Source organism: Acetobacter sp. UBA5411 (assembly GCF_002409645.1).
Lineage (GTDB): Bacteria > Pseudomonadota > Alphaproteobacteria > Acetobacterales > Acetobacteraceae > Acetobacter.
In genome coordinates, this window is record NZ_DHNR01000004.1 from 25,509 (window position 1) to 46,689 (window position 21,181).

Consider the following 21,181-nt stretch of genomic DNA (forward strand, 5'->3'; position numbering starts at 1 on the left):
GAGTGCAATAGAAAGAGATGGGGCGGATTCCCCATCCAGACCCTCAGACCGTTTCCGGGAACGAGGCCATGTCGATAACGAACCGGTAATGGACGTCACCTTTTTCGAGCCGGACGAAAGCCTCGTTGATTTCGTCCATCCTGATCATCTCGCAGTCGGCGAGAATGTTTTTCCGACCACAGAAATCCAGAAGTTCCTGGGTCTGGGCGATGCCACCAATGATGGACCCGGCAAGCTGGCGGCGGCCGATCAGGAGCGGACTTGTATTGAATGCGGGTGTCGCACCGAGCTGACCGACCATGACGATTGCCCCATCAATATCGACAAGGGGAAAAAACTCGGAGACATCATGCTGCACCGGGATGGTGTCGATGATGAGGTCGAAACTGCCCGCAGCCTCTTTCATGGCCTGCTCGTCGGTCGAGACGAGGAACCTGTCCGCACCCAGAGCAAGGGCGGAATCCTCTTTCGATTTTGAACGGCTTATGACCGTAACATCCGCCCCCAGCCCCGCAGCCAGCTTGACTGCCATATGGCCCAGTCCGCCCAGACCGGCGACCCCAACCCGCGAACCAGGTCCTACATTGCGGAAGCGCAGTGGCGAATAGGTCGTAATGCCCGCGCACAGGATGGGAGCAACCCGCGAAAGATCGAGAGTTTCGGGAACGAAGAGAACGAAATCGTCACGGACGACGATATGCCGGGAGTAGCCCCCGAACGTCACCTCCTTCGTGACCCGGTCAACCCCGTTATAGGTCCACGTCGCGCCTTCCCGGCAATATTGCTCGTCACCCTGACGGCACTGGTCGCAGTGGCTGCAACTGTCCACCATGCATCCGACAGCCACCTTGTCGCCGACCCTGAAACGGGTCACGTCACTGCCGACATCCGTGACGCGGCCAACGATCTCGTGTCCCGGCACGGAGGGGTAGAGTGTGTTGCCCCAGTCATTGCGGGCCTGATGCAGATCGCTATGGCAGACGCCACAATACAGGATTTCAATGGCGACATCGTTGCTGCGAACATCGCGGCGATCAAAGGAGAACGGCTTCAGGGGAGCTTCGGCACTCTCGGCAAAAAAACCATGTGTCTTCATTGTCTGCATCCTTCTTTCAGGCCGTCTTGCGGCCTTCGACCGGATAGCCGGGGTCCGTATAACCGGGGGTGGACGCATGGCCGGGCCTGACCAGGCTGTCGATAAAGGCCTCGTCTTCGGGTGTCAGGGTGACATCGAGCGCCGCACAGTAGCTCTCCCAGTGCGCTTCCGTACGCGGGCCTGCGATCAGGGCGCTGACCAGCCTGTTTTTCATTACCCACGCCAACGCGAAGGCGATGGGTGTCGTCCCTCGGTCTTTGGCATGGGACGCGATCTTCTGGGCGACCTCCAGTGATTCCGGACGCCATTCCGTCTGCATGATCCGCATGTCGCCCCGACCGGCGCGCGTATCCGCTGCCGGAGAGGAACCGGGAGCGTATTTGCCCGTCAGAACGCCGCGTGCCAGCGGGCTGTAGGGCACAACCCCCAGCCCATAAGCCGCTGCGGCCGGAAGCTGTTCGACTTCACAGGTACGATCCACGATGTTGTAGAGCGGCTGGCTGACGACAGGGCGTTCCATGCCGAGCGCGTCCGCGAGGCGAACGATCTCTGCGATCCGCCATCCCCGGAAATTGGACAGTCCATAATAGCGCACCTTCCCCTGGCGGATGAGGTCGCTTATGGCGCGGAGACCTTCTTCAAGGGGGGCATCGACCAGGGCGCGGTGGAAATAGAGAATGTCGACGTAGTCGGTGTTCAGGCGCTTCAGGCTGCCCTCGACGGTCTGCATGATCCACTTGCGGGACTGGCCCTGCTGGTTGGGGCCGGATCTGGGGCCGCCATATCCGAATTTGGTGGCAATCACCCAGTCGTCACGATGGGCGGCAACGGCCTTGCCAACAGCAACTTCCGATTTGCCGCCATGATACACGTCAGCGGTATCGACGAAATTGACCCCCTGTTCACAGGCACGATCAATGATACGCTGTGCTGTCTGCTCGTCCGTCTCACCACCAAACATCATGGCGCCGAGGCAGAGCGGGGAGACCTTCAGGGCACTTTGTCCGAGATAGCGATAGTCCATAGGGAATCTCTCTGTGTCTTTTAGCGATCGGATTGTTGAGCCGCATCGGCGTCAGCGAACACCTGGCGGGCGATGCTGAGCGCGGTCATGGCGGTCGGCCAGCCGGAATAGAAGGCGAGCTGCGTGATCACCGCGATGATCTCGTCCTTCGTCAGCCCGTTCTCCAGCGCCTTCTTCATATGGAAAGGCAGTTCGTTTTCCCGATAGAGGGAGATCAGGCTGGTGATCGTGACAAGGCTGCGGTCGCGGGACGACAGACCCGCTCCGGCCCAGACCTGCCCGAACAGGACCTTGTCAGAGATCTCTGCAAGCTCGGGAGCGATGTCCCCGAATGACTGGCGCGCGGCCGTAGGTTCGTCTGCCATCAATTGCTCTCCTTCGTCGTTTTGCAGAGCATGTATCCCGCCTGTATCGAGAGGCGCCGATTCAGCCCGCTCCGCGAAGCGCACCCGATAACCGATGGCAACGTAGACGCAATGGAATGCCCGGAAGATCGAACCAGCGACGGCGGACAACGATCAGGTCAGCCTCTCTCCTGCCAGATCACCATGCGCTTCAGAGGCACAGGTCGCAACCGAACGCGAGAGGCGGGTCCCGCTGCGCAGATGCTTTTGCAATGTCGGGAACAACATTGCCGAAACCAGAAATCCGGCTGTTTTCCGCGGAAAATTGTTCTATTTGACCTCGGAACCAAGGGCTATTGATGAATGAAAGTCATCGTTGCAATGAATTATTCGCGTCATGCAAGAGCATGTGTTGCTATGATGTCAGGCGATCGGCACGGGATTCACTTCATCTGGTTTGATTCTGATGGCGGGGAGACATTCTGAGTCGATCGTAAGTTACGAGGAACATTCATGCATATCATGCAGTTCGGCCGTTCGGATCTTGCCGATTTCACCTATTTTCTTGCCATTGCCCGGCATCGGAACTTCCGCAAGGCCGGGCTGGAACTGGGAATCAGCGCTTCGGCCCTCAGCCATGCTCTGAAGGGACTTGAAACCCGACTGGGTATCCGTCTCGTTCATCGAACCAACCGCAGCGTCACCCTGACGGCGGCGGGTGAAGAACTCTGCAATTCCATCACGGCGCCGTTCGCAGCCATCGGGCAGGCCGTCGAAGACCTGAACCGGTTTCGTGACAGCCCGACCGGACGTATTCGCCTCAATGTCGTCGCCGATGCGGCGCCCCTGCTGCTCGGCCCGGTCCTGCCTGTTTTCATGGACCGGTACCCGGATGTGGACGTGGAGATCACGTCGAGCAACCGGATGGTTGACGTCGTCAGGGACGGTTACGATGCCGGTATCCGATATGGCGGGACCGTCCCGCAGGACATGATTGTCCAGCGTCTGTCGGCGGATATCCGCTGGGTTGTCACGGGAGCCCCGGCCTATCTGGAACGTTTCGGAACACCAGAAACACCATATGACCTGAAGGATCATCGCTGCCTGCGCATAAGACTGGGCGATGAAAGCATCTATCAGTGGGAATTCCAGCGTGACGGCAAGGAATTCGCGGTGCATGTCCCCGGGACGGTCACGATTGATGAAAGTCAGACCGGCCTGTCTCTGGCACGAAACGGAGCGGGACTCTTTTTTGCGGCGGAACCGGTTCAGGCACAGCTTGTCTCCGAGGGGGCGGCCAGGATCGTTCTGGAGGACTGGTCAACCACCGGGCCGGGATATCATGTCTACTATTCCAGCCGCCAGCAGGTCCCATCGGGACTGAAACTCCTGATCGATCTGATTCGCGAGATGCGTCCGCTCGGCTTTTAAATGAAATATACTCATCGCCGCACTGGGGGATGCTCAACACCAAACGGGCAATCATTAGTTTAGGATAGAGCAGCAGCCAAATCCGCCTGTTGTTTCAGGTGGTTCCTGTCGGCCAGAAGAAGGCCGCCCCTGAACGGATGAAAACACGATGAATCCTTTCTATGATTTCAAGGGCCGGGTTGCCCTCGTTACCGGTGCCGCATCCGGTATGGGACTGGCGACCGCCCAAGCTTTTGCGCAGTCCGGCGCCGCCGTCGTGCTCGCCGACGTCAATGCAGACGGCGTGAAGCGCGCCGCAGATGACCTGATCGCCGCAGGCCACAAAGCGCTGGGGATCATCTGCGACGTCGCCGATGAAGATCAGGTGGCCTCCATGGTCGCGCAGACCGTTGCCGCGTTCGGCCGTCTCGACATGGCGTTCAACAATGCCGGTATTCAGGTGCCTCCCTGTGATGCAGCCGATGAGCCGGCGGCGAGTTTCGATCTGGTCAACGCGGTCAATCTGCGCGGTGTCTGGGCCTGCATGAAGCATGAACTGGCTCAGATGCGTCAGCAGGGGAGCGGCGCGATCGTCAACTGTTCCTCGCTTGGCGGTCTTGTCGGTCTGCCCTGCCGTGCTGCGTATCATGCGTCCAAGCACGGGGTGATCGGGCTGACCAAGAGTGCGGCGATGGAATACGCGCCGCGTGGCGTGCGGATCAATGCGATCTGTCCTGGAACGATCGACACGCCGATGGTGTCTGACATGCTGGTCGAGCAGGCCGATGCCATCAAGGAAATCCTAAAGGAACAGCCCATCGGGCGTCTGGGTCGTTCCGACGAGATCGCATCCGCCGTGCTGTGGCTGTGCAGTCCCGGTGCGAGCTTTGTCCTGGGCGTGGCATTGCCCGTCGACGGGGGCTTTACGGCTCACTGATTGGGACAGACACGTTGATAACCGCAATCAGGGCATGACCGGTATGGACCCGGGCAGTGCTGTCCGGCAGCCCGGACATGTTCTGGCCATTCTGGGTCTTCTGATGGAGTTCGCGTCGATCTCGACCGATCTCTACCTGCCCGCCATGCCGGACATCAGAACGTCCCTGGGCACAACCAGCGGCATGGTGGAACTGACCGTGTCCGGCTATCTGGTCGGGTTCAGTCTGGGGCAACTTGCGTGGGGGCCGATCAGCGACAGGCTCGGTCGCCGTCTTCCGATCAGCGTGGGACTGACCCTCTTTATCCTCGGCTCGGCCGGTTGTGCGCTCGCGGAAAGCATTGGTGTCATGCTCGGCTGCCGGATCGTCCAGGCGGCAGGCGCCTGCGCGAGCGTCGTGCTCTCGCGTGCCATGGTCCGGGACCTCTACCACGGTGATCGGGCTGCACGCATGATGTCGACCCTCATGACCGTGATGGCGGTAGCGCCCCTGACGGGGCCGCTTGTGGGCGGCCAGATTCTGCGCCTCGCCGACTGGCGCGGGATCTTCTGGACGCTCGTCGTCATCGGCCTTGCGGCTCTGCTTGCCGTTTGGACACTGCCCGAAACCCTGCCGCCCGGGCAGCGGGTTCGAGGCTCTTTCCTGCGGGTCCTTTCCGGGTATGGCGCGTTGCTTCTCGATCTGCGCCTTATGGGGACAGCCGGAGCCGGCGCGCTGATCTATGGCGGCAGCTTTGCATATGTAGCGGGCAGTCCGTTTGTCTATATTTCGTACTATCATGTCGGGCCGCAATTTTACGGATTCCTGTTCGGAGCGGGAATCATCGGCATGATGTGCGCCAACCTGCTCAATGGGCGCCTGGTGACACAATATGGTGCCCGACAGATGCTGCGCTGTGGCTCCTGTCTCGCCGCATTCTCCGGTGGCCTTCTGGCTTTCAATGCCTGGACGGGCTGGTGGGGGATATGGGGGGTCTTTATCCCGGTATTTTTCTTCGTGTCATCCAGCGGATTTATCTTTGCCAATTCCATCACCCTTACGATGGAAGACTTTCCGCGATCCGCCGGGACGGTCGCGGGCCTTGTCGGCGCGCTGCAATATGGCTGCGGCATGCTGGCTGCAGCTCTGGTCAGCGCATGTGCCGACGGAACGCCATGGCCCATGGGATGGGTGATTGCGCTGGCGGCGACCGGCAGCCTGTTCTGTGCCCGTCTCCATCAGGATAGTCATCAAAGAGCGCCCGGGTAAGGCCTCTCGCTGTTTTCCATAATCGTAAGGTCATTGGTGTCACAACGGAGGCAAGTTTCATGCGTATGAAATGCGGGAATTCATCCCGTACAGAAAAAGGTGAGACCACGGAGCGGCAAAGGTTTCTGCCTGGAGGCGCGACGCTTGCCGCAGCCTCGTTCGGAGTTGCAACCGGCTCTGCCGATAGTGCCAGCGCACAGGAAAGCACAATCAATCTGGGATCATCGCGGGTACATGCTTATAGAAGTGCGGGTGATCATGCGCCCTTTCAGGCGATAGAGATCCCCCGGCGTGCCATGGGGCCGCATGATGTGCTGCCGGACATTATGTACTGTGGTGTTTGCCACTCCGATATCCATACCGCGCGAGGCGAATGGGGGCCAGCGCCGCGCCCCTGTATTTCAGGCCACAAAATTATAGGCCGTGTCATCGGGGTCGGCATGATCGTCGGCACGACCATGACGCTGTTCGTTCTCCCCTCGGTCTACACGGTCATCAGGCCGCGCCGCAGCAAGACGGTGTGACGGGCCATGCGGCGCCCGCCATTCGATCTGTGGCAACTGCTGTGCGTGCGGGCAATCGCCGAACACGGCAGTATCCACGGCGCGGCGCGTTTCCTGAACATCCGACAATCGGCCGTCAGCCGAACCCTGCATAACCTTGAGGAGCGGCTTGATGTCAGGCTGTTCATCCGTTCCCCGGCGGGCGCTGCCCCAACCATGTTCGGTCAGGAATTCATCCGCTGGAGCCAGACGATCCTGGACAATGTGGCAGGCATGAACACCCGCGCTCGGCGGACGGGCAAAGGCGAGAATGGCCAGATCTCTATCGGTATCCAGACCTGCGTCCTGCCCGGAAGACTCTCGACCTTCACGGCGGACTTCCGCGCCACCCACCCCGATATCGTCTTTCGCTATTCCGAGGGTACAGGCAAGAGGCTGCTGCGCCGGCTTCAGCGCGGACAGATCGATTTCGCGGTCGTCACCCGCCGCAACCTGGCGCCCGCCTTGCGGGTCACGCCTCTATGGAGCGACCGCATCGTGGCCGCACTCCCCACTGATCATCCCCTGGCAACACGACCGGAAGTATCCTGGACAGACCTGCGTCACGAGACGTTCCTCACGGGACGCGACAACGCGGGTCAGGACTTCGAGGCACTCATCCAGCGCAAGCTCGGGGAAACCGGCACCCGCCCAAAGATCCAGCGTCATGATATCGGCAGCAACAGAATCATCGCACTCGTCCAGAACCACGAAGGCGTTGCACTGCTGCCCGCCTCGTGGCTGCCACTGATCCGCGACCAGCATGGGCATGACGTTGCGATCTCGGAAATCCGGGATGCGGGAGGTTCCTCGCACCTGGAATTCGGGATCGTCTGGCGACCCGACAATGAAAATCCGTGTTCCGGGAGCTTCGCCCGATACATCGAAACCCGCAGACCATAAAATTACTTTCCCGATGACACTCCTTTTTCTTTTCTCCGTGCCCTGGCGAACGCCTTGTCCGACATCATGAACTGCCGGAGCATGGGCGCGACCAGCCGGGCTGGATCTACCGCCCCATCGCTACCGGAAAGAAGTGCTGCATAAGCGAGCAGATCACTATGAAGATCGGCTGGTAAGGCCACAGTCATTTTCACCGGTTTCTCGTCAGGGATTTCCCTGATCTTCAGCTCTGTCATCGAGGATTTCCTCCGTTCTGATAGGATTTGAGCAACAGGTCGCGGCCGAGAATGACGGTGAAAGGCAGTCCCGGCCGGTCGGTGAGAGTCGGCTGGACGTTCAGACTGCGGTCGATCAGCCGGTTGCCGACCATGGAAAACCCGTTGCTGGCCCCGCTGCGGATGGCCTGCATCAGATTGTTCTCGTTCCATGACGTGCCCGCTTCCGAACCGACGCTGAGCAGAGTCGTCACCAGGGCGGCTTTGAACAATTGCCCCCAGTGGTTGTTCACCTCGTCGGACAGCCCGGACTGGCCGATGGCATCGCCACCGGGGAGCTTCTCCAGCACCAGACTCTCGCCATCGGGGAAGATCAGCCGCGTCCAGATGATCTGGGTACGCTGCTGTCCGAAGGAAATCCCGCTGTTATAGGCCCCGAACAGGGTACTACCCTGCGGGATCAGAAGATAGCGCCCGGTCGGGCTGTCATAGACGTTCTGGGTGACATGGCCCACGATCTGGCCGGGCAGGTCGGAGCTGATTTTCGTATTCAGCGCGCCAGCGATCACCGTGCCCGCCTGGAGGACGTAGGGCGAGGCAGGCGGCGCGATGCGGTCCGGACTGGTCGTCGCGCGATCGGGCTGCCCTTCCAGAAAGGCGAGGTTTCCGGCCTGTGACCCAGCCGTGGCGGACGCCCGCCCCTGAGTGGCAGAAGCGCCCGGCGCGGGCGGGGTCGCCTGTTCGCTGGCCCGGTCACGCTCCCCCGTCTGCACAAACAGCCTGCTGGCGATCGCCGCCTCGACCTCCTGAGCGGCACGGCGATCATCCCCGCCGGATGCGACTTTCCCCTGCCCCTGTGCCTTCAGGACGGTGTGCCCCAAGTCACCGGGCAGAGCGGGACCGAGCTTGGGCACGCCATTGCCGACATAGTCTGAGGGCAGCCCCGCCAGCCCATCGGCCGATGGACGCACATCCGTGTCCTGACTGGCGGCGGGTGGCGTTTTGTGGCTGCTGTTCTCCAGCGCGTAGCCCAGAGCCAGACCGATGGCGAGCATACCGGCCCCGCCGAACGCCCAGACCACGGTGCGGGACAGACGCACGACGCGCGGCCGTTCCGCCCGCAAGCGCAGATCGGGCGGTGGCGACACGGAGTTTCCCCCGGTGGCCGGAGCCGCTGGATTTTCGCCCATTGTGGGCGCCTGCCCGGTCATGTCCGCCTCCCGTCGGTGCGGACGATGCGCACCCGCTGCTCGCTGTGTTTATCCCCGAGCCGCAGTTCGGCGGCGGCAAATAGGCGATCCACGATCATCCAGTTCTGCCGGACCCGGTAATTGACCAGTTCCGGCCCACCATCCGCCCCCAGCACAAAAAGCGGGGGCAGTTCGCCCTGCCCGACCCCGGTCGGAAACGCGATATAGACCTTGTGGCCATCGTCAAACGCCCGCAGCGGCAGCCAGGGCGGTGTCCCGCCTTTCACCGGCTGGATGACATAGCGGAAATTCAGCGTGTCGAGATTCAACCCCGCATCCACTGGCGCTGCCTCATCGGCCGCGCTGTCCTGCCGATGCAGGGCGATCAGATCATCCTCGGGATAATCCCAGGACACGGACGCCATGTATGTGGCCGAGGTGGAGCGCAGTTCGGCGAGATAGGTCCGCCGGTCCGTATTGACGATCAGATTGGTGGTGAGATCGGGTCGGGTCGGCTTGACCAGGATATGGATGCGTTTTGTCGCCCCTGCCCCGCTTTCGGTATCACCGATGATCCAGCGCACCGTGTCACCTGCCGCCACAGGCCCCGTGCCGACCAGCTTTTCACCCTGCTGGAGCATAATGTCGGTGATCTCGCCGGGCGAGGTGTAAACCTGATAGAGGGCACCGGGAGAATAAGGATAGACCTGCACCGCATTGATGAACCCGGCTCGCGTCGGCTGGATGCGCGCCGCCAGATTGGCCTGCGTCACACGCGCGGTCGGGTCGGCAACTTCGGGGGCCGTATGGACCGCGCGTCGTGAGGGCAGCGGCTTGAGTTGCCCCGGCAGGGGAAGTGGTCTGGGGACTTCCACCACCCGCACCGGTTTCGGTGGGTCCGGCAGGCGCGTGGCCTGAACAGCGTCATCGTAGTGGATGACAGGCGGATGGTAATGCTGCGCGCAACCGGCTAGGGGCAGGATCAGCAGCGGCAGGACACGAAGAGCACGACGGATCATTGGCCCAGCTCCTTCGACCAGTTGATGGCGGAAACGTAGATGCCGAGGGGATTTTTCCTCAGATGATCGGCGTCGCGGGGCGGGCGCAGAACAACCGACACGATGGCAGTCCAGCGTTCGGTGCCGGTAAACGCCCCGTCGCGGTAATGCCGCTCGGTCCAGGCGACGCGAAAGCTGCCGGGCGAGGCCCGGATGACAGAGGCGATATCCACCTCGACCTGCTCGTGCCCGATGCGCGAAAAGGGATCGTTCAGCCGCGCGTAATCGTTCAGGGCCTGCGCGCCCGACGTGGTGGTGAAGTCATAGGCCCGCAGCCAGTTCTGCCGGACCACCACGGGGTCCGACGACAGGGCGCGCACGTCATGAACGAACTGCGCCAGATACCAGGCGATCTGCGGATCGGCAGGCATATAGCCCGCTGTCGCGGGGGCCACGACCTGCGCCTGCCCCAACCGGTCCACCTGCACCACCCACGGGGTGATGGTGCCACGCGCGGACTGCCAGACCAGCCCTACGCCAAGGCCTGCGGACAGAAACAGGGAGCCGAACGCCATGAGCCGCCAGTTACGGGCCTGGATGCGGGCAGAGCCGATCCGTTCATCCCACGCCTGCGCTGCCCTTTGATACGGTGTCACGGGTTCGGGCGTGGTCCCGTAGCGTGTGGTCGAGCGACGGAACATCATTCTTTCTCCGAGAGATCAATGGACGCCGAGCCACCGCCGCCATCGGCGGAGCGGATGATATGGGCGGCCTCAGCGGCGTGGGCGGCGGCATTGCGGCGCTTCATCTTCTGCGCCCAGCGGGGCGAATGACCGTCGGGACTGCCGCCTTCACCACCACCCGTTGGGCCGCTGCCGTTACCTGACGGATCACCGGACTGCCCGCCGTTCGCATCGGACGATGACCCACCCGTGAAACGTCCGCCCGTCGCGGTGAAAGCGCCTCGCGCGCCTTCGCCGTAGCTCTGCTTCATGGCGGTCGCTGCGGAAGACATTTTACTCTTCACGGCATTTGCGGCAGCACTGCCCGGCGCCCGGGCGACACCGCCCAGACCAGCCGCCATACGGGCACCGGCACTGTCACCGGCAGCGTTCATGGCTCCCATGGAATAAGCCGTATTGGCTGCACCCGCGATCGCTGCCCCTCCCCGCGCAGCGGCAGCCGTGGCGCCCAGTGCCGCCGCGCCACCGGAAGCAGCCGCCCCGACACCGGCCGCCGCCGCACCCATGGCGCCAACCGCCATGCCAGTACCGACTGCCGCGCCCGCACCAAGCTGCGGGGCACCGGAAATCAGACCATTGGCGATGCTGCCGCCATAAATGGCGAGCCCGACTATCGAAAGCGACGCCAGCACCACCGAGACGGCCTGGCCGATGGTCGGCACATCGCTGCCATAGAACGTCGTGAACTGGGCGAACAGAACGGACGCAATGGCGGAAATGACCGCCAGCACCATGATCTTCACACCCGAGGAGACGACATTGCCCAGCACCTTCTCCGCGAGGAAAGCCGTGCGATTGAAAAGGGCGAACGGGATCAGCACAAAGCCTGCAAGCGTGGTCAGCTTGAACTCGATCAGCGCCACGAAAAGCTGCACGGCGAGAATGAAAAAGGCTGCCAGCACGATCAGCCAAGACAGACACAGCACAAAGATCTGGATGAAGTTGGTAAAGAAGGCGACCGGACCAAGGAGATTGTGGACAGAGTCCAGAAGCGGCTGCGCTGCCGTAAATCCGGTCGAGGCCAGTCGGCCGGGCCGCAGGAAGTTTCCAAGCGCCAGACTGCCACCGCCGACCTTCAGTCCGAGGGCCGCAAAGCTGTCGAAGACGATCTTCGAGAGCGCATCGAAATCGTTGATAACCCAGGCGAAGAAGCCGATATAGAGCGTCTTCTTCACCAGACGCTGGATGATGTCCTCATCCGCAGCCCAGGCCCAGAACAGACCGGCAAGAGCAATGTCCAGCACCGAGAGCGATCCGGCGAGCGAGATCACGCTTCCCTTGACCAGACCGAACCCCGTATCGATGGTGGTGGTGAAGGTGTTCAGAAAGGTATCGATAACGCCGACATCGTTCATGGCCATGGCGGTCAGTTCCCGCTGCTACCGAACATGGAAACCGAAGTCGGGCTATAGACATCATATTGGGAAAAATGCTGGTACTGCGCTGCACTTTCCGCCTCGGTTGCCGCCTGCCGCGCCCGCTCCAGATCGGCGGCCCGGCCATTGGCAGCGAGTTCGACCTGGATGTCGGACAACTGGCGCGACTGAAGCGCGAGAAGCTGATTGCCGGCCTGCGCCGCCTGCAGGGCACCTGTGGAATCCTGACTGGCCGAAACAAGCTGGGTCATGGCACTGCTGTCGGAAGGAATATTCCCCGCAACACGCGCCTGCAGTTTCAGAGCATCCTCAAAGCCGCCTACAGAATTCTGCCACCTTGTCTGCGCCTGGCTGAACAGGGCGCTGTCGGACATGCCCGATGAGACCGACGTATAGGACTGCTGGTACTGCTGCTCGACCGAGGTGACGCTGTAGGCGATGTTCTGCGCCTGCGCGAGGAGTGCCGTGGTCTGGGACATTGTTGATTGCAGCGTCGACAATGTCGACAGGGGCAACAGGGCAAGGTTCTTCGCCTGATTGACCAGCATCTGGGCCTGATTGGCGAGCGACGTGATCTGGTTGTCGATCTGCTGCAATTCCCGCGCCGCGATCAGCACGGTCTGGACATGCGCAGCCCCGTCATAGACCGCCCATTGCGCATGGGCGGATTGCACCGAACTGATGCAAGCACCGACGGCCAGCGCCGTGACGGATGCGAACAGTCCCATACGACGGAAAAGTATTGCATGAATCCGGAAGAGTTTTTCCGTCATGGCACGTCTCCTTCCCGCAGAAGGTCCGCAGCCCATGCCACGCTGCGTGCGTCGAACCATGCCGTGAGGAATCCGGCACGTCCGTGTTCCGCCAGCACTGCATCGATCAGCTTGTGATCGTCCTTCCCGGATGCCGCGCACAGGGCGAGCGCCACCGGTCCCAGCCCCAGTTCGAACAGACGGTTGCCGCGCTGGGTCTGGCAATAATACTCCCGCTTCGACGCGGCACGGGCGATGATGGCGGTCTGCCGGTCATTCAGCCCGAAATCCCGATAAATCGTGGCTATCTGTGGTTCGATCGCCCGCTCGTTCGGCAGGAAGATCCGCGTCGGGCAACTTTCCACCACGGCCGGCGCGATACGGGAATTGGCGATATCGGACAGGGATTGCGTGGCGAAAATCACCGACGCATTCTTCTTGCGCAGGGTTTTCAGCCACTCGCGCAACTGGCCGGCGAAATCCCCGTCATCCAGGACCAGCCAGCCCTCGTCGATCACCAGCTGGGTCGGGCGGCCGTCCAGACGGCCCTCGATGCGGTGGAAGAGATAGGACAGCACGGAAGACGCCGCGCCGGAGCCGATCAGCCCCTCAGTCTCGAACACGACGACGTCCGCGTCGCCAAGACGTTCGGCGTCAGCATCGAGCAGGCGGCCATAGGGACCGCCCAGACAATAGGTCACCAGCGCCTGCTTCAGGGCGTTGGACTGGAGAAGCGCTACCAGTCCGGACAGGGTCCGCTCATGGGCGGGCGATGACGCGAGGGAGTTGAGAGAAGACCAGAGATGGGATTTCACGTCCGGCGTCAGTGTCACGCCCTCACCCACGAGAATCTGCCCCAGCCATTCTGAGGCCCATTTGCGCTCGTCGGCATCGTCGATCTTTGCCAGCGGCTGGAGTGACACGGCGGGCTGCCCATCATCCTCGTCGGTCAGTCCGCCCCCGAGATCGTGCCAGTCTCCGCCCATGCCGAGCGTCGCCGCCCGCATCGAGCCGCCGAAATCGAAGGCGAAGACCTGAGATCCCGGATAGCGGCGGAACTGGAGCGCCATCAGTGCCAGCAGCACGGATTTACCTGCCCCGGTCGGTCCTGCGATCAGCGTGTGACCGACATCCCCGACGTGAAGGCTGAACCGGAATGGCGTGGCGCCCGCCGTCTTGCCGTAGAAAAGGGGGGAAGCACGGAAATGGCCATCCTGTTCCGGCCCAGCCCACACGGCGGACAGAGGAATCATATGCGCCAGATTCAGGGTTGAAACCGGTGGCTGGCGGACATTGGCGTAGACATGACCGGGCAAGGAGCCGAGCCACGCCTCCACCGCGTTGAGGCTCTCCGCCATGCAAGTGAAGTCGCGGCCCTGGATGATCTTTTCGACTAGCCGGAGCTTCTCGGCCGCGATGGAGGCGGAACCATCCCAGACCGTTACCGTGGCGGTGATGTAGGCCTGTCCGACGTCATCAGCACCGAGGGACTGCAAGGCAAGGTCCGCATCCGCCGCCTTGTTGGCGGCGTCGTTATCGACCAGAACGGACGCCTCGTTGGTCATCACCTCCCGGACAATGGCCGCAATACTCTTGCGTTTTGCAAACCACTGGCGGCGGATCTTGGTCAAAACCTTCGTGGCATCGGTCTTGTCGAGCAGGATCGCGCGGGTAGACCAGCGATAGGGCATCGCCAGCCGGTTCAGATCGTCGAGGATTCCGGGAAAGGTCTGGCTCGGAAAACCAGTAATGGTCAGAGTTTTCAGATACGCATCGCCGAGTTTGGGTTCCAGCCCGCCCGAGAGGGGCTGGTCCACCAGCAGCGCATCGAGGTGCATCGGGATTTCCGGCACCCTAACGCGCTGGTTCCGCGCCGAAATGGTACTGTGCAGGTAGGTCAGCGTCTCGCCGTCATCGAGCCATGCGGCCTCGGGCATGAAACCATCCAGCAAGGCCAGCATCCGATCCGTGCGGTCGACGAACGCATGGAGCAAACCATGCGGGTCCGGCCCCTGACGCTCCCTGCCCTCGAACAGGAACCGCGCTGCCCGGTCGGAAGATTCCGCCGGTGGCAGCCAGACTAGGGTGAGGAAATACCGGCTCTCGAAATGCGCCCCCTCATCCTCGAACTGCTCCCGGCGTTCGAGATCGACCATGTGCGAAGCGGCATCCGGGAAGTCGCTGTCGGGATAAAGCGTCGCCGGGACGCGCTGCGCTTCCACGAACACCGCCCAACCTGAGCCAAGGCGACGGAGCGCATTGTTCAACCGCCCGGTTACGCCGACCAGTTCGGCAGGGGTCGCACTGTCCAGATCAGGGCCACGGATGCGCGCCGTGCGCTGGAAACTGCCGTCCTTGTTCAGGACCACATCCTTTTCGACCAGCGCGGCCCAGGGCAGGAAATCAGATAGAAGGGCACTGCGATTACGGTACTCGCCAAGGGACATCATGGCCGATCTCCCCTATGCCCGCAGCCAGGCAGGATAGCGGAGATGCCGCCGCCCGACCTCGATGAACAGCGGATCGCGTTTCGCGCCCCAGAGCGCCAGCCCGTGGCCGACGATCCAGAAGGCGGCCCCGATCAGCCAGAGACGCAGGCCGAGTGTTATGGCCGCCGCCAGCGTGCCATTGGCGATGGCCACGGCACGGGGTGCGCCACCCAACAGGATCGGATCGGTTAGGGAGCGATGCACCGGGACATGAAAGCCCGGCACCGCGTCATCGTCGTATCCCGCCATCAGATCAGCGCCCCGCCGGAGAAGGAGAAGAACGACAGGAAGAAGCTGGACGCCGCAAAAGCGATGGACAGGCCGAAGACGATCTGGATCAGGCGGCGGAACCCGCCGGATGTTTCCCCGAAAGCCAGGGTCAGACCCGTGACCGTGATGATGATCACCGAGATGATCTTGGCGACCGGTCCCTGCACGGATTCCAGAATCTGGTTGAGCGGCTCCTCCCACGGCATGTCGGAGCCCGACGCCAGGGCCGATGAGCACCATGCGATGGAAAGCAGCAGCATGGTGGAGATGGCAGGCGCGTGCCGACGCACACGGAACAGCGTGAGGTTCATTTGTAATCTCCATCGGTATCGATTGAATGAATGCGATAGGCACCAGTGCCGGGATCAATCCCGTCCACGGTGGCGAGTTCGGACAACCGGCGCTGCGTGCCCCGCCCGGAGAGGACAGCGATCACGTCGATCGTCTCGGCGATCAGCGCGCGGGGTACGGTGACGACGATTTCCTGAATCAGTTGTTCCATGCGATGCAGGGCGCCGATGGCGGTGCCGGCATGCAGCGTGCCGATGCCGCCAGGATGGCCCGTGCCCCACGCCTTGAGCAGGTCGAGTGCCTCGGGACCGCGCACCTCGCCGATAGGGATGCGATCAGGTCGCAGGCGCAGAGCCGAGCGCACCAGTTCGGACAGCGTGACGATGCCGTCCCTTGTGCGCAGAGACACGAGGTTCAGCGCGCGACATTGCAGTTCGCGCGTATCCTCGATCAGCACGACCCGGTCGTCGGTTTTTGCCACCTCCGCCAGCAGGGCATTGACCAGCGTGGTCTTGCCCGTCGACGTGCCGCCGGCGACCAGGATGTTTTTCCGTTCCGCAACAGCGAGAAGGAGATATACCGCCTGCCCCTCTTTCATGATCCCGGCGGCGACATAGTCATCGAGAGTGAACACGGCAACGGCGGGCTTGCGGATGGCGAAGCTCGGAGCCGTCACCACAGGCGGCAGCAATCCCTCGAACCGCTCACCGGTCGGCAGTTCTGCGGATACGCGCGGTGCTGTTTCATGCACCTCCGCCCCGACATGGTGCGCGACCAGGCGCACGATGCGCTTGGCATCGGCGGGTATGATGACGTCGCCCGTGTCGGACAGGCCCTCGGACAGACGGTCGACCCACAGCCGCCCGTCGGGGTTGAGCATGACCTCGACCACGGCGGGGTCGGCAAGGTGCCCCGCGATCGCCGGTCCCATCGCCGTGCGCAGCATGGACATGCCGCGCTGTCGGGCACCATTTTCAATCGGTGTAACCGCCATGGGAATCCCCGTCCGTTTGGGTCATCCGGCTTTTCCGGACGACGACGGGGATCATTAGAGAGTGCTGTTTTCTGCCGTTTTCAACAGCATTTTCCTGCGATCGTACAGGATCGTAACGGATGCGGTTTTTACTTGCGGATCGCGGGATCAGGATTCCGATGTGGGAGGCACATCCTCCGGGATCTCATGCCGGAAAAATGGCCCCCGACTGCGTCGCCGCCCAAGGGCGGCCACGAACGCCTCGTAGCGCTCCGCCCCCTGCGCCCGCGCTGCCGATGCGGCCGGTTCCGGCAAGGGCGGACTGACCGTCATCCAGTAGCGGATGAAAAGAGCCAGCGTCTCAAGGCTGATCCCGAGATCGCGCTCCATGCGGGCGACCTGCCGGTCGAGACGGTCCAGCCTGCGACTCATCGCCGCTTCCCGCCGCTCATCAGCATCGGGCGACAGGAAGGATGCAATGGCGGCCTCCGCCATCAGGGAGAGGGACAAATCGCGTCGCGCGGCGTGCGCGGTCAGGGCATCCAGCAGCTTCGGTTCCAGATAGACCGACAGCCGCGCCTTCTTCGGGGATGTCCTCATCACGCCCTCACAGCCCGAGATCGTTGCCACGGTCGAGCCCGGCCTGCCGGGCGATCCGCGTCAGGTCAGCACGGTCCCGTGCTTCCGGATCCGGTGGCAGGTTCTCACCAAACAGGTCAGGTGCGGTGCGCGCCCTGCACTTGTCGGCATCCGCCGGGTCATGCTCGCGCGACCATTTCCGCCCCGTGCCGAGGGATTCATCACTATCGGCATCATCGGGTTTGTCGGGCGCTACCGATGACGTCGTCTGCTCCGGCGAAGGCGGGGCAGGAGATGGGCGGTCACTCCAGTCATCGGGCCTGATGGGCCGTGGCAACTGCGCCGGATCAGGCGGTGGGAGGACACGTTCGACAAATCGGCGGTCCCGGAAATACCGCGCCTTGAGCGCCCGGATGGGCGGACAGCCCGCCACCATGACCACTTCCTCCCGTGCCGGGAGTTGCTGGACCTCGCCCACCGTCATCAGGGGCCGCGCGCTTTCCTGCCGTGAAACCATGAGATGCCCGAGCCAAGGCGACAGCCGGTGCCCGGCGTAGTTCTTCTGCGATCGGATCTCGGTCGCCACGCCCAAACCATCGGACACCCGCTTCGCGGTGCGTTCATCGTTCGTAGCGAAGGATACTCGGACATGGCAGTTGTCGAGAATACTGTTGTTCTGACCGTACGCCTTGTCGATCTGGTTGAGGGACTGCGCGATCAGGAACGCCTTGATCCCGTAGCCCGCCATAAACGCCAGCGCGCTCTCGAAGAAGTCGAGCCTGCCCAGGGCTGGAAACTCATCGAGCATCAGCAGCAGGCGACGCCGTCCCTCCCGGCCAGACAGATCTTCCGTCAGCCGCCGCCCGATCTGGTTGAGGATCAGGCGGATCAGCGGCTTGGTGCGGCTGATATCCGAAGGCGGGATGACGAAATACAGCGAAACAGGCTGGTCGCCCTCCAGCAGATCGCCGATCCGCCATTCGCAGCGACTGGTCACGGTGGCTACCACGGGATCACGGTAGAGACCGAGAAACGACATGGCAGTGGACAGCACGCCGGAGCGCTCGTTGTCCGACTTGTTCAGCAGTTCCCGCGCAGCAGACGCCACGACGGGGTGAGGCCCTGCCTTCCCGAGATGCGATGTCCGCATCATGGCGGACAGGGTTGCCTCGATCGACCGCTTCGGGTCGGAGAGGAATTTCGCCACCCCGGCGAGGGTCTTGTCGTCCTCGGCGTAGAGCACATGCAGGATCGCCCCGACCAGCAGGGCATGGGAGGTCTTCTCCCAGTGGTTGCGCCGTTCCAGCGAACCCTCAGGATCGACCAGGATGTCGGCGATGTTCTGCACGTCACGAACTTCCGACGCCCCGCGCCGGACCTCCAGCAGCGGATTGTAGGCCGACGAGGACGGATGGGTCGGATCGAACAGCAGCACCCGCCCGAAGCGATTACGGAAACCGGCGGTAATCTGCCAATTCTCGCCCTTGATGTCATGGATGATGGCTGAACCCGGCCAGGTCAGGAGCGTAGGGATCACCATCCCCACCCCCTTGCCGGTGCGGGTGGGCGCGAAGGTCAGGACGTGCTCGGGACCATCGTGCCGGAGATAGGCCCGGCGGTATTTTCCCAGCACCACCCCATCCTCGCCCAGCAGCCCCGCCGCGCGGATTTCCGCGTCCTCGGCCCAGCGAGCGGACCCATAGGTCGCGGCGCGCTTCGCCTCGCGGGCGCGGCGGACGGACAGCGCCACGGCGGCTGCGAAGGCCAGCACCCCGCCCGAACCCGCGATCCAAGCGCCGCGCGCGAACACCGCCGGCGCGTAGGCGTCGAACTCGTACCACCACCAGAAAAAAAGCGGCGGCGCGTAGACCGGCCAACGATGCAGAACCGTGAACCACGGTTGACCGAGTTCCGGTTGGAACGCGAGTTCCCAGGCCGTCCATTGAGTGGCCGTCCACCAGGACAGCACGATCATGAACAGGACCAGCAGCGCCTGTCCCCACTGGATACGTGTTCCCGGCTGGTCCATCGGTCCCTCCCCTCGTTATGGGAGACAGCGAAGAACCGGGATTTTCCAAGGTGCAAGCATGATCCGGCACCCATCGTACCAGAGCGGGCAGGAGCGAAAAAATACTTGCGCGTTGCGGTCTGGCGTCGGCATCCTCATCTTATGCGCAGGACATGCGCATAAGGAGTCGGATCATGCCCAGCCGCACCAGCCTCGGAATTTCCTATGACCGGAGCGCGCCCCGCCGCCCGGTCAATCTGTCGCTCAACACCGATCTGCTGGCGCAGGTCCGGGAAGTGACGCCCAATCTTTCGGCGACGGTCGAGACCCTGCTGGGCGACTACCTGCAATCCGCACGCCAGCAACGCGAGGACGAACAGCGCAAGCTCGACGGCGTGATCGACGCAGTGAACGATCTGCACGCGCGGCACGGTTTCCTGAGCGACGAATTCTCGACGCTCTGATCCGATGCCGCAATTCGCAATCTACCGGAACCCCGGCCGAAACCGGGACATCCCGTTCGTCGTGCAGATCCAGAGCAGCCGCCTGGAGCGCAGCGTGGGCCGGGTCGTCATGCCGCTCGTCAGACGCTCCGGCACCGCGCCGCCGGATTACCCACTGACGCCGTATCTGCATGTCGAGGGAGAGGACGTCTTCGCCAACCCATTCGACCTGGCGACGGTCCCCACCTCCCGGCTGGAAGCCATCGTCGGCGTCCTGCCCGAACGCGATCAGGATGCGATCATCAGGGCGCTGGACGAGTTGGTCAGCAGAGCGTGAGGGGCACGCAACTTCCGCTGTCGCCCTTACTTCGACCGTCTATACAGGATTGATGATGTCCCCAAAGCAAGCGTAGCTCAAGGTTACGTTCCCGGTCGCGTTTTGCCGCCAGTGGACGGTCAGTTTTCTAGCGCATCAAGCATGGCGGCTGAGATTAAACGGCGACTAAAGCTTGCATCGCGATGCGCTCAGTGTAAGCTCAGCCAACTGCTCCATAGCCGCTGGCAACAGCGGTACAGTGTTGCTGCAGTGTGCAGCTTTGCTAGCAAACAGGAGTCATATGACCAGTTGCCTCCTCGTCAAGGCTGATAAGCGGCTCGTAGCCGTATCCGATGGCAGGCTATCTCGGGATGACAACACTCAGAGCTTCAACTCGACTAGGAAGCTAATCAAGTTCCCGATCAGCTACCAGATTCCGGTGTTCTCTAGGGGAAGGTTCGACTTCTTTACGGAATATCGAAGCACGCCTTGGTACCTAGCTTACGCAGGCACTCACACGGTTACAACCGAAATTATAGACCTCTTTCGGCAGCAAATCAACGGCCTGTACCTTACTCGTAGTGAAAAAGGCTGGCATGCGACACTAGCACACAGTACTCGTACTTCGGGCAGATTCGATGACGACTATAACTTCGAAACGAACGAGTATCTCAAGATCCATGCTCGCGACGTTCTTCAGGAACTGATTGAGGCCTTCGAGATTCGGGGAAGCGAGTATGCGGAGAACCGGGGAACGATGCCAGACAGTCAATTCATCCTATTTGGAAACGAGGAGGCTTCAGGGGATTATAAAGCCTTCGTAGTATTCGCGGATAGGAGCCTCTGGATTTCAGGCGGAGGGCGAATCCGGATCAAGGCTGATCCAGTGGTCAACGGGCAACTGGCTAGCATCGGATCCGAAGCCGTTAGGGACGCTGTCTACGCCGATCAGGAACTGATGGACGGCCTAAACGAATGGAATAAGGTCGACGATCTCTATGTCGACATTGACAGGATGCGGGCGGAATTTCTA

The 21,181-nt window shown here is 62.2% G+C and carries 23 protein-coding genes; 8 read left to right on the forward strand and 15 right to left on the reverse strand.

The genetic code is table 11. The features are described from left to right. Positions 1-43: 43 nt before the first annotated feature. From B3759_RS00765 to B3759_RS00775, 3 genes are read right to left on the reverse strand one after another with little or no spacing between them, the layout of a single operon-like run. A complete protein-coding gene (locus tag B3759_RS00765) occupies positions 44-1,096 on the reverse strand; it encodes an NAD(P)-dependent alcohol dehydrogenase (protein WP_233066147.1) in 1,053 nt (350 codons plus the stop codon). 16 nt (positions 1,097-1,112) lie between these two features. Then, positions 1,113-2,120, reverse strand: a complete 1,008-nt coding sequence (locus B3759_RS00770; protein WP_291362720.1) for an aldo/keto reductase — start codon at positions 2,118-2,120, stop codon at positions 1,113-1,115. 20 nt (positions 2,121-2,140) lie between these two features. Beyond that, the gene (locus B3759_RS00775; RefSeq protein WP_233066143.1) at positions 2,141-2,485 is read right to left on the reverse strand and encodes a carboxymuconolactone decarboxylase family protein; all 345 of its coding nucleotides are present in this window, start codon (positions 2,483-2,485) and stop codon (positions 2,141-2,143) included. A gap of 492 nt (positions 2,486-2,977) precedes the next feature. On the opposite strand from B3759_RS00775, the gene B3759_RS00780 reads away from it, so the two are divergent. From B3759_RS00780 to B3759_RS00800, 5 genes are all read left to right on the forward strand, one after another. After that, positions 2,978-3,895 (forward strand): LysR family transcriptional regulator, encoded by a 918-nt coding sequence (locus B3759_RS00780; RefSeq protein ID WP_291362723.1) that lies wholly within the window; start codon positions 2,978-2,980, stop codon positions 3,893-3,895. 148 nt (positions 3,896-4,043) lie between these two features. Next, the gene (locus tag B3759_RS00785; RefSeq protein WP_217420331.1) at positions 4,044-4,811 is read left to right on the forward strand and encodes an SDR family NAD(P)-dependent oxidoreductase; all 768 of its coding nucleotides are present in this window, start codon (positions 4,044-4,046) and stop codon (positions 4,809-4,811) included. A gap of 34 nt (positions 4,812-4,845) precedes the next feature. Beyond that, entirely contained in the window at positions 4,846-6,060 is a 1,215-nt protein-coding gene (locus B3759_RS00790; RefSeq protein WP_291362727.1) for a multidrug effflux MFS transporter, read from the forward strand. Positions 6,061-6,119: 59 nt separating this feature from the next. Continuing rightward, on the forward strand, positions 6,120-6,584 hold the full coding sequence (locus B3759_RS16860; protein ID WP_408736427.1) for an alcohol dehydrogenase catalytic domain-containing protein: 465 nt from the start codon (positions 6,120-6,122) through the stop codon (positions 6,582-6,584). A gap of 6 nt (positions 6,585-6,590) precedes the next feature. Continuing rightward, positions 6,591-7,505, forward strand: coding sequence for a LysR family transcriptional regulator (locus tag B3759_RS00800; RefSeq protein WP_291362729.1), 915 nt, complete (start codon positions 6,591-6,593; stop codon positions 7,503-7,505). Positions 7,506-7,507: 2 nt separating this feature from the next. Here the strand turns inward: B3759_RS00800 and B3759_RS00805 are convergent, their stop codons facing one another. From B3759_RS00805 to B3759_RS00860, 12 genes are all read right to left on the reverse strand, one after another. Further along, the gene (locus tag B3759_RS00805) at positions 7,508-7,741 is read right to left on the reverse strand and encodes a DUF2274 domain-containing protein (protein WP_114726217.1); all 234 of its coding nucleotides are present in this window, start codon (positions 7,739-7,741) and stop codon (positions 7,508-7,510) included. Then, positions 7,738-8,931 (reverse strand): TrbI/VirB10 family protein, encoded by a 1,194-nt coding sequence (locus B3759_RS00810; RefSeq protein ID WP_408736428.1) that lies wholly within the window; start codon positions 8,929-8,931, stop codon positions 7,738-7,740. The genes B3759_RS00805 and B3759_RS00810 overlap by 4 nt, the downstream gene beginning before the upstream one ends. After that, the gene (gene trbG / locus B3759_RS00815) at positions 8,928-9,929 is read right to left on the reverse strand and encodes a P-type conjugative transfer protein TrbG (RefSeq protein WP_291362733.1); all 1,002 of its coding nucleotides are present in this window, start codon (positions 9,927-9,929) and stop codon (positions 8,928-8,930) included. The genes B3759_RS00810 and trbG overlap by 4 nt, the downstream gene beginning before the upstream one ends. After that, complete coding sequence (trbF, locus tag B3759_RS00820; protein ID WP_217420343.1) at positions 9,926-10,609, reverse strand: conjugal transfer protein TrbF; 684 nt, start codon at positions 10,607-10,609, stop codon at positions 9,926-9,928. Before trbF ends, trbG begins: the two co-directional genes overlap by 4 nt. Next, positions 10,609-12,012, reverse strand: coding sequence for a P-type conjugative transfer protein TrbL (trbL, locus tag B3759_RS00825; protein WP_291362735.1), 1,404 nt, complete (start codon positions 12,010-12,012; stop codon positions 10,609-10,611). The genes trbF and trbL overlap by 1 nt, the downstream gene beginning before the upstream one ends. Positions 12,013-12,017: 5 nt before the next feature. Continuing rightward, positions 12,018-12,800: a P-type conjugative transfer protein TrbJ gene (gene trbJ, locus B3759_RS00830; protein ID WP_291362737.1), complete on the reverse strand. Its 783-nt coding sequence runs from the start codon at positions 12,798-12,800 to the stop codon at positions 12,018-12,020. Next, on the reverse strand, positions 12,797-15,229 hold the full coding sequence (trbE, locus tag B3759_RS00835) for a conjugal transfer protein TrbE (RefSeq protein WP_291362739.1): 2,433 nt from the start codon (positions 15,227-15,229) through the stop codon (positions 12,797-12,799). The genes trbJ and trbE overlap by 4 nt, the downstream gene beginning before the upstream one ends. 12 nt (positions 15,230-15,241) lie before the next feature. Beyond that, positions 15,242-15,517, reverse strand: coding sequence for a VirB3 family type IV secretion system protein (locus tag B3759_RS00840; RefSeq protein ID WP_110912912.1), 276 nt, complete (start codon positions 15,515-15,517; stop codon positions 15,242-15,244). Next, a complete protein-coding gene (locus B3759_RS00845; protein ID WP_217420338.1) occupies positions 15,517-15,849 on the reverse strand; it encodes a TrbC/VirB2 family protein in 333 nt (110 codons plus the stop codon). Before B3759_RS00845 ends, B3759_RS00840 begins: the two co-directional genes overlap by 1 nt. Continuing rightward, positions 15,846-16,823, reverse strand: coding sequence for a P-type conjugative transfer ATPase TrbB (gene trbB, locus B3759_RS00850; protein WP_291362745.1), 978 nt, complete (start codon positions 16,821-16,823; stop codon positions 15,846-15,848). Before trbB ends, B3759_RS00845 begins: the two co-directional genes overlap by 4 nt. Before the next feature lie 147 nt (positions 16,824-16,970). Beyond that, positions 16,971-17,402, reverse strand: coding sequence for a CopG family transcriptional regulator (locus B3759_RS00855; protein WP_291362747.1), 432 nt, complete (start codon positions 17,400-17,402; stop codon positions 16,971-16,973). A 7-nt stretch (positions 17,403-17,409) separates the two neighbouring features. Further along, positions 17,410-19,410, reverse strand: a complete 2,001-nt coding sequence (locus tag B3759_RS00860) for a conjugal transfer protein TraG (RefSeq protein ID WP_291362749.1) — start codon at positions 19,408-19,410, stop codon at positions 17,410-17,412. Positions 19,411-19,583: 173 nt separating this feature from the next. Between B3759_RS00860 and B3759_RS00865 the strand changes: the two genes are divergently transcribed. The 3 genes from B3759_RS00865 to B3759_RS00875 all read left to right on the forward strand — a co-directional run. Then, on the forward strand, positions 19,584-19,853 hold the full coding sequence (locus tag B3759_RS00865; protein ID WP_291362751.1) for a type II toxin-antitoxin system CcdA family antitoxin: 270 nt from the start codon (positions 19,584-19,586) through the stop codon (positions 19,851-19,853). Between the two features lie 4 nt (positions 19,854-19,857). Continuing rightward, entirely contained in the window at positions 19,858-20,169 is a 312-nt protein-coding gene (locus tag B3759_RS00870) for a CcdB family protein (protein WP_291362753.1), read from the forward strand. 280 nt (positions 20,170-20,449) lie between these two features. Continuing rightward, positions 20,450-21,181 (forward strand): hypothetical protein (locus tag B3759_RS00875; RefSeq protein WP_291362755.1); only part of this gene is annotated, 732 nt, incomplete at its 3' end.

Coding starts and splice junctions, on each gene's coding strand:
- B3759_RS00765 (WP_233066147.1), bottom strand. CDS start 1,096: ATGAAGACACATGGTTTTTTTGCCGAGAGTGCCGAAGCTCCCCTGAAG.
- B3759_RS00770 (WP_291362720.1), bottom strand. CDS start 2,120: ATGGACTATCGCTATCTCGGACAAAGTGCCCTGAAGGTCTCCCCGCTC.
- B3759_RS00775 (WP_233066143.1), bottom strand. CDS start 2,485: ATGGCAGACGAACCTACGGCCGCGCGCCAGTCATTCGGGGACATCGCT.
- B3759_RS00780 (WP_291362723.1), top strand. CDS start 2,978: ATGCATATCATGCAGTTCGGCCGTTCGGATCTTGCCGATTTCACCTAT.
- B3759_RS00785 (WP_217420331.1), top strand. CDS start 4,044: ATGAATCCTTTCTATGATTTCAAGGGCCGGGTTGCCCTCGTTACCGGT.
- B3759_RS00790 (WP_291362727.1), top strand. CDS start 4,846: ATGACCGGTATGGACCCGGGCAGTGCTGTCCGGCAGCCCGGACATGTT.
- B3759_RS16860 (WP_408736427.1), top strand. CDS start 6,120: ATGCGTATGAAATGCGGGAATTCATCCCGTACAGAAAAAGGTGAGACC.
- B3759_RS00800 (WP_291362729.1), top strand. CDS start 6,591: ATGCGGCGCCCGCCATTCGATCTGTGGCAACTGCTGTGCGTGCGGGCA.
- B3759_RS00805 (WP_114726217.1), bottom strand. CDS start 7,741: ATGACAGAGCTGAAGATCAGGGAAATCCCTGACGAGAAACCGGTGAAA.
- B3759_RS00810 (WP_408736428.1), bottom strand. CDS start 8,931: ATGACCGGGCAGGCGCCCACAATGGGCGAAAATCCAGCGGCTCCGGCC.
- trbG (WP_291362733.1), bottom strand. CDS start 9,929: ATGATCCGTCGTGCTCTTCGTGTCCTGCCGCTGCTGATCCTGCCCCTA.
- trbF (WP_217420343.1), bottom strand. CDS start 10,609: ATGTTCCGTCGCTCGACCACACGCTACGGGACCACGCCCGAACCCGTG.
- trbL (WP_291362735.1), bottom strand. CDS start 12,012: ATGGCCATGAACGATGTCGGCGTTATCGATACCTTTCTGAACACCTTC.
- trbJ (WP_291362737.1), bottom strand. CDS start 12,800: ATGACGGAAAAACTCTTCCGGATTCATGCAATACTTTTCCGTCGTATG.
- trbE (WP_291362739.1), bottom strand. CDS start 15,229: ATGATGTCCCTTGGCGAGTACCGTAATCGCAGTGCCCTTCTATCTGAT.
- B3759_RS00840 (WP_110912912.1), bottom strand. CDS start 15,517: ATGGCGGGATACGACGATGACGCGGTGCCGGGCTTTCATGTCCCGGTG.
- B3759_RS00845 (WP_217420338.1), bottom strand. CDS start 15,849: ATGAACCTCACGCTGTTCCGTGTGCGTCGGCACGCGCCTGCCATCTCC.
- trbB (WP_291362745.1), bottom strand. CDS start 16,823: ATGGCGGTTACACCGATTGAAAATGGTGCCCGACAGCGCGGCATGTCC.
- B3759_RS00855 (WP_291362747.1), bottom strand. CDS start 17,402: ATGAGGACATCCCCGAAGAAGGCGCGGCTGTCGGTCTATCTGGAACCG.
- B3759_RS00860 (WP_291362749.1), bottom strand. CDS start 19,410: ATGGACCAGCCGGGAACACGTATCCAGTGGGGACAGGCGCTGCTGGTC.
- B3759_RS00865 (WP_291362751.1), top strand. CDS start 19,584: ATGCCCAGCCGCACCAGCCTCGGAATTTCCTATGACCGGAGCGCGCCC.
- B3759_RS00870 (WP_291362753.1), top strand. CDS start 19,858: ATGCCGCAATTCGCAATCTACCGGAACCCCGGCCGAAACCGGGACATC.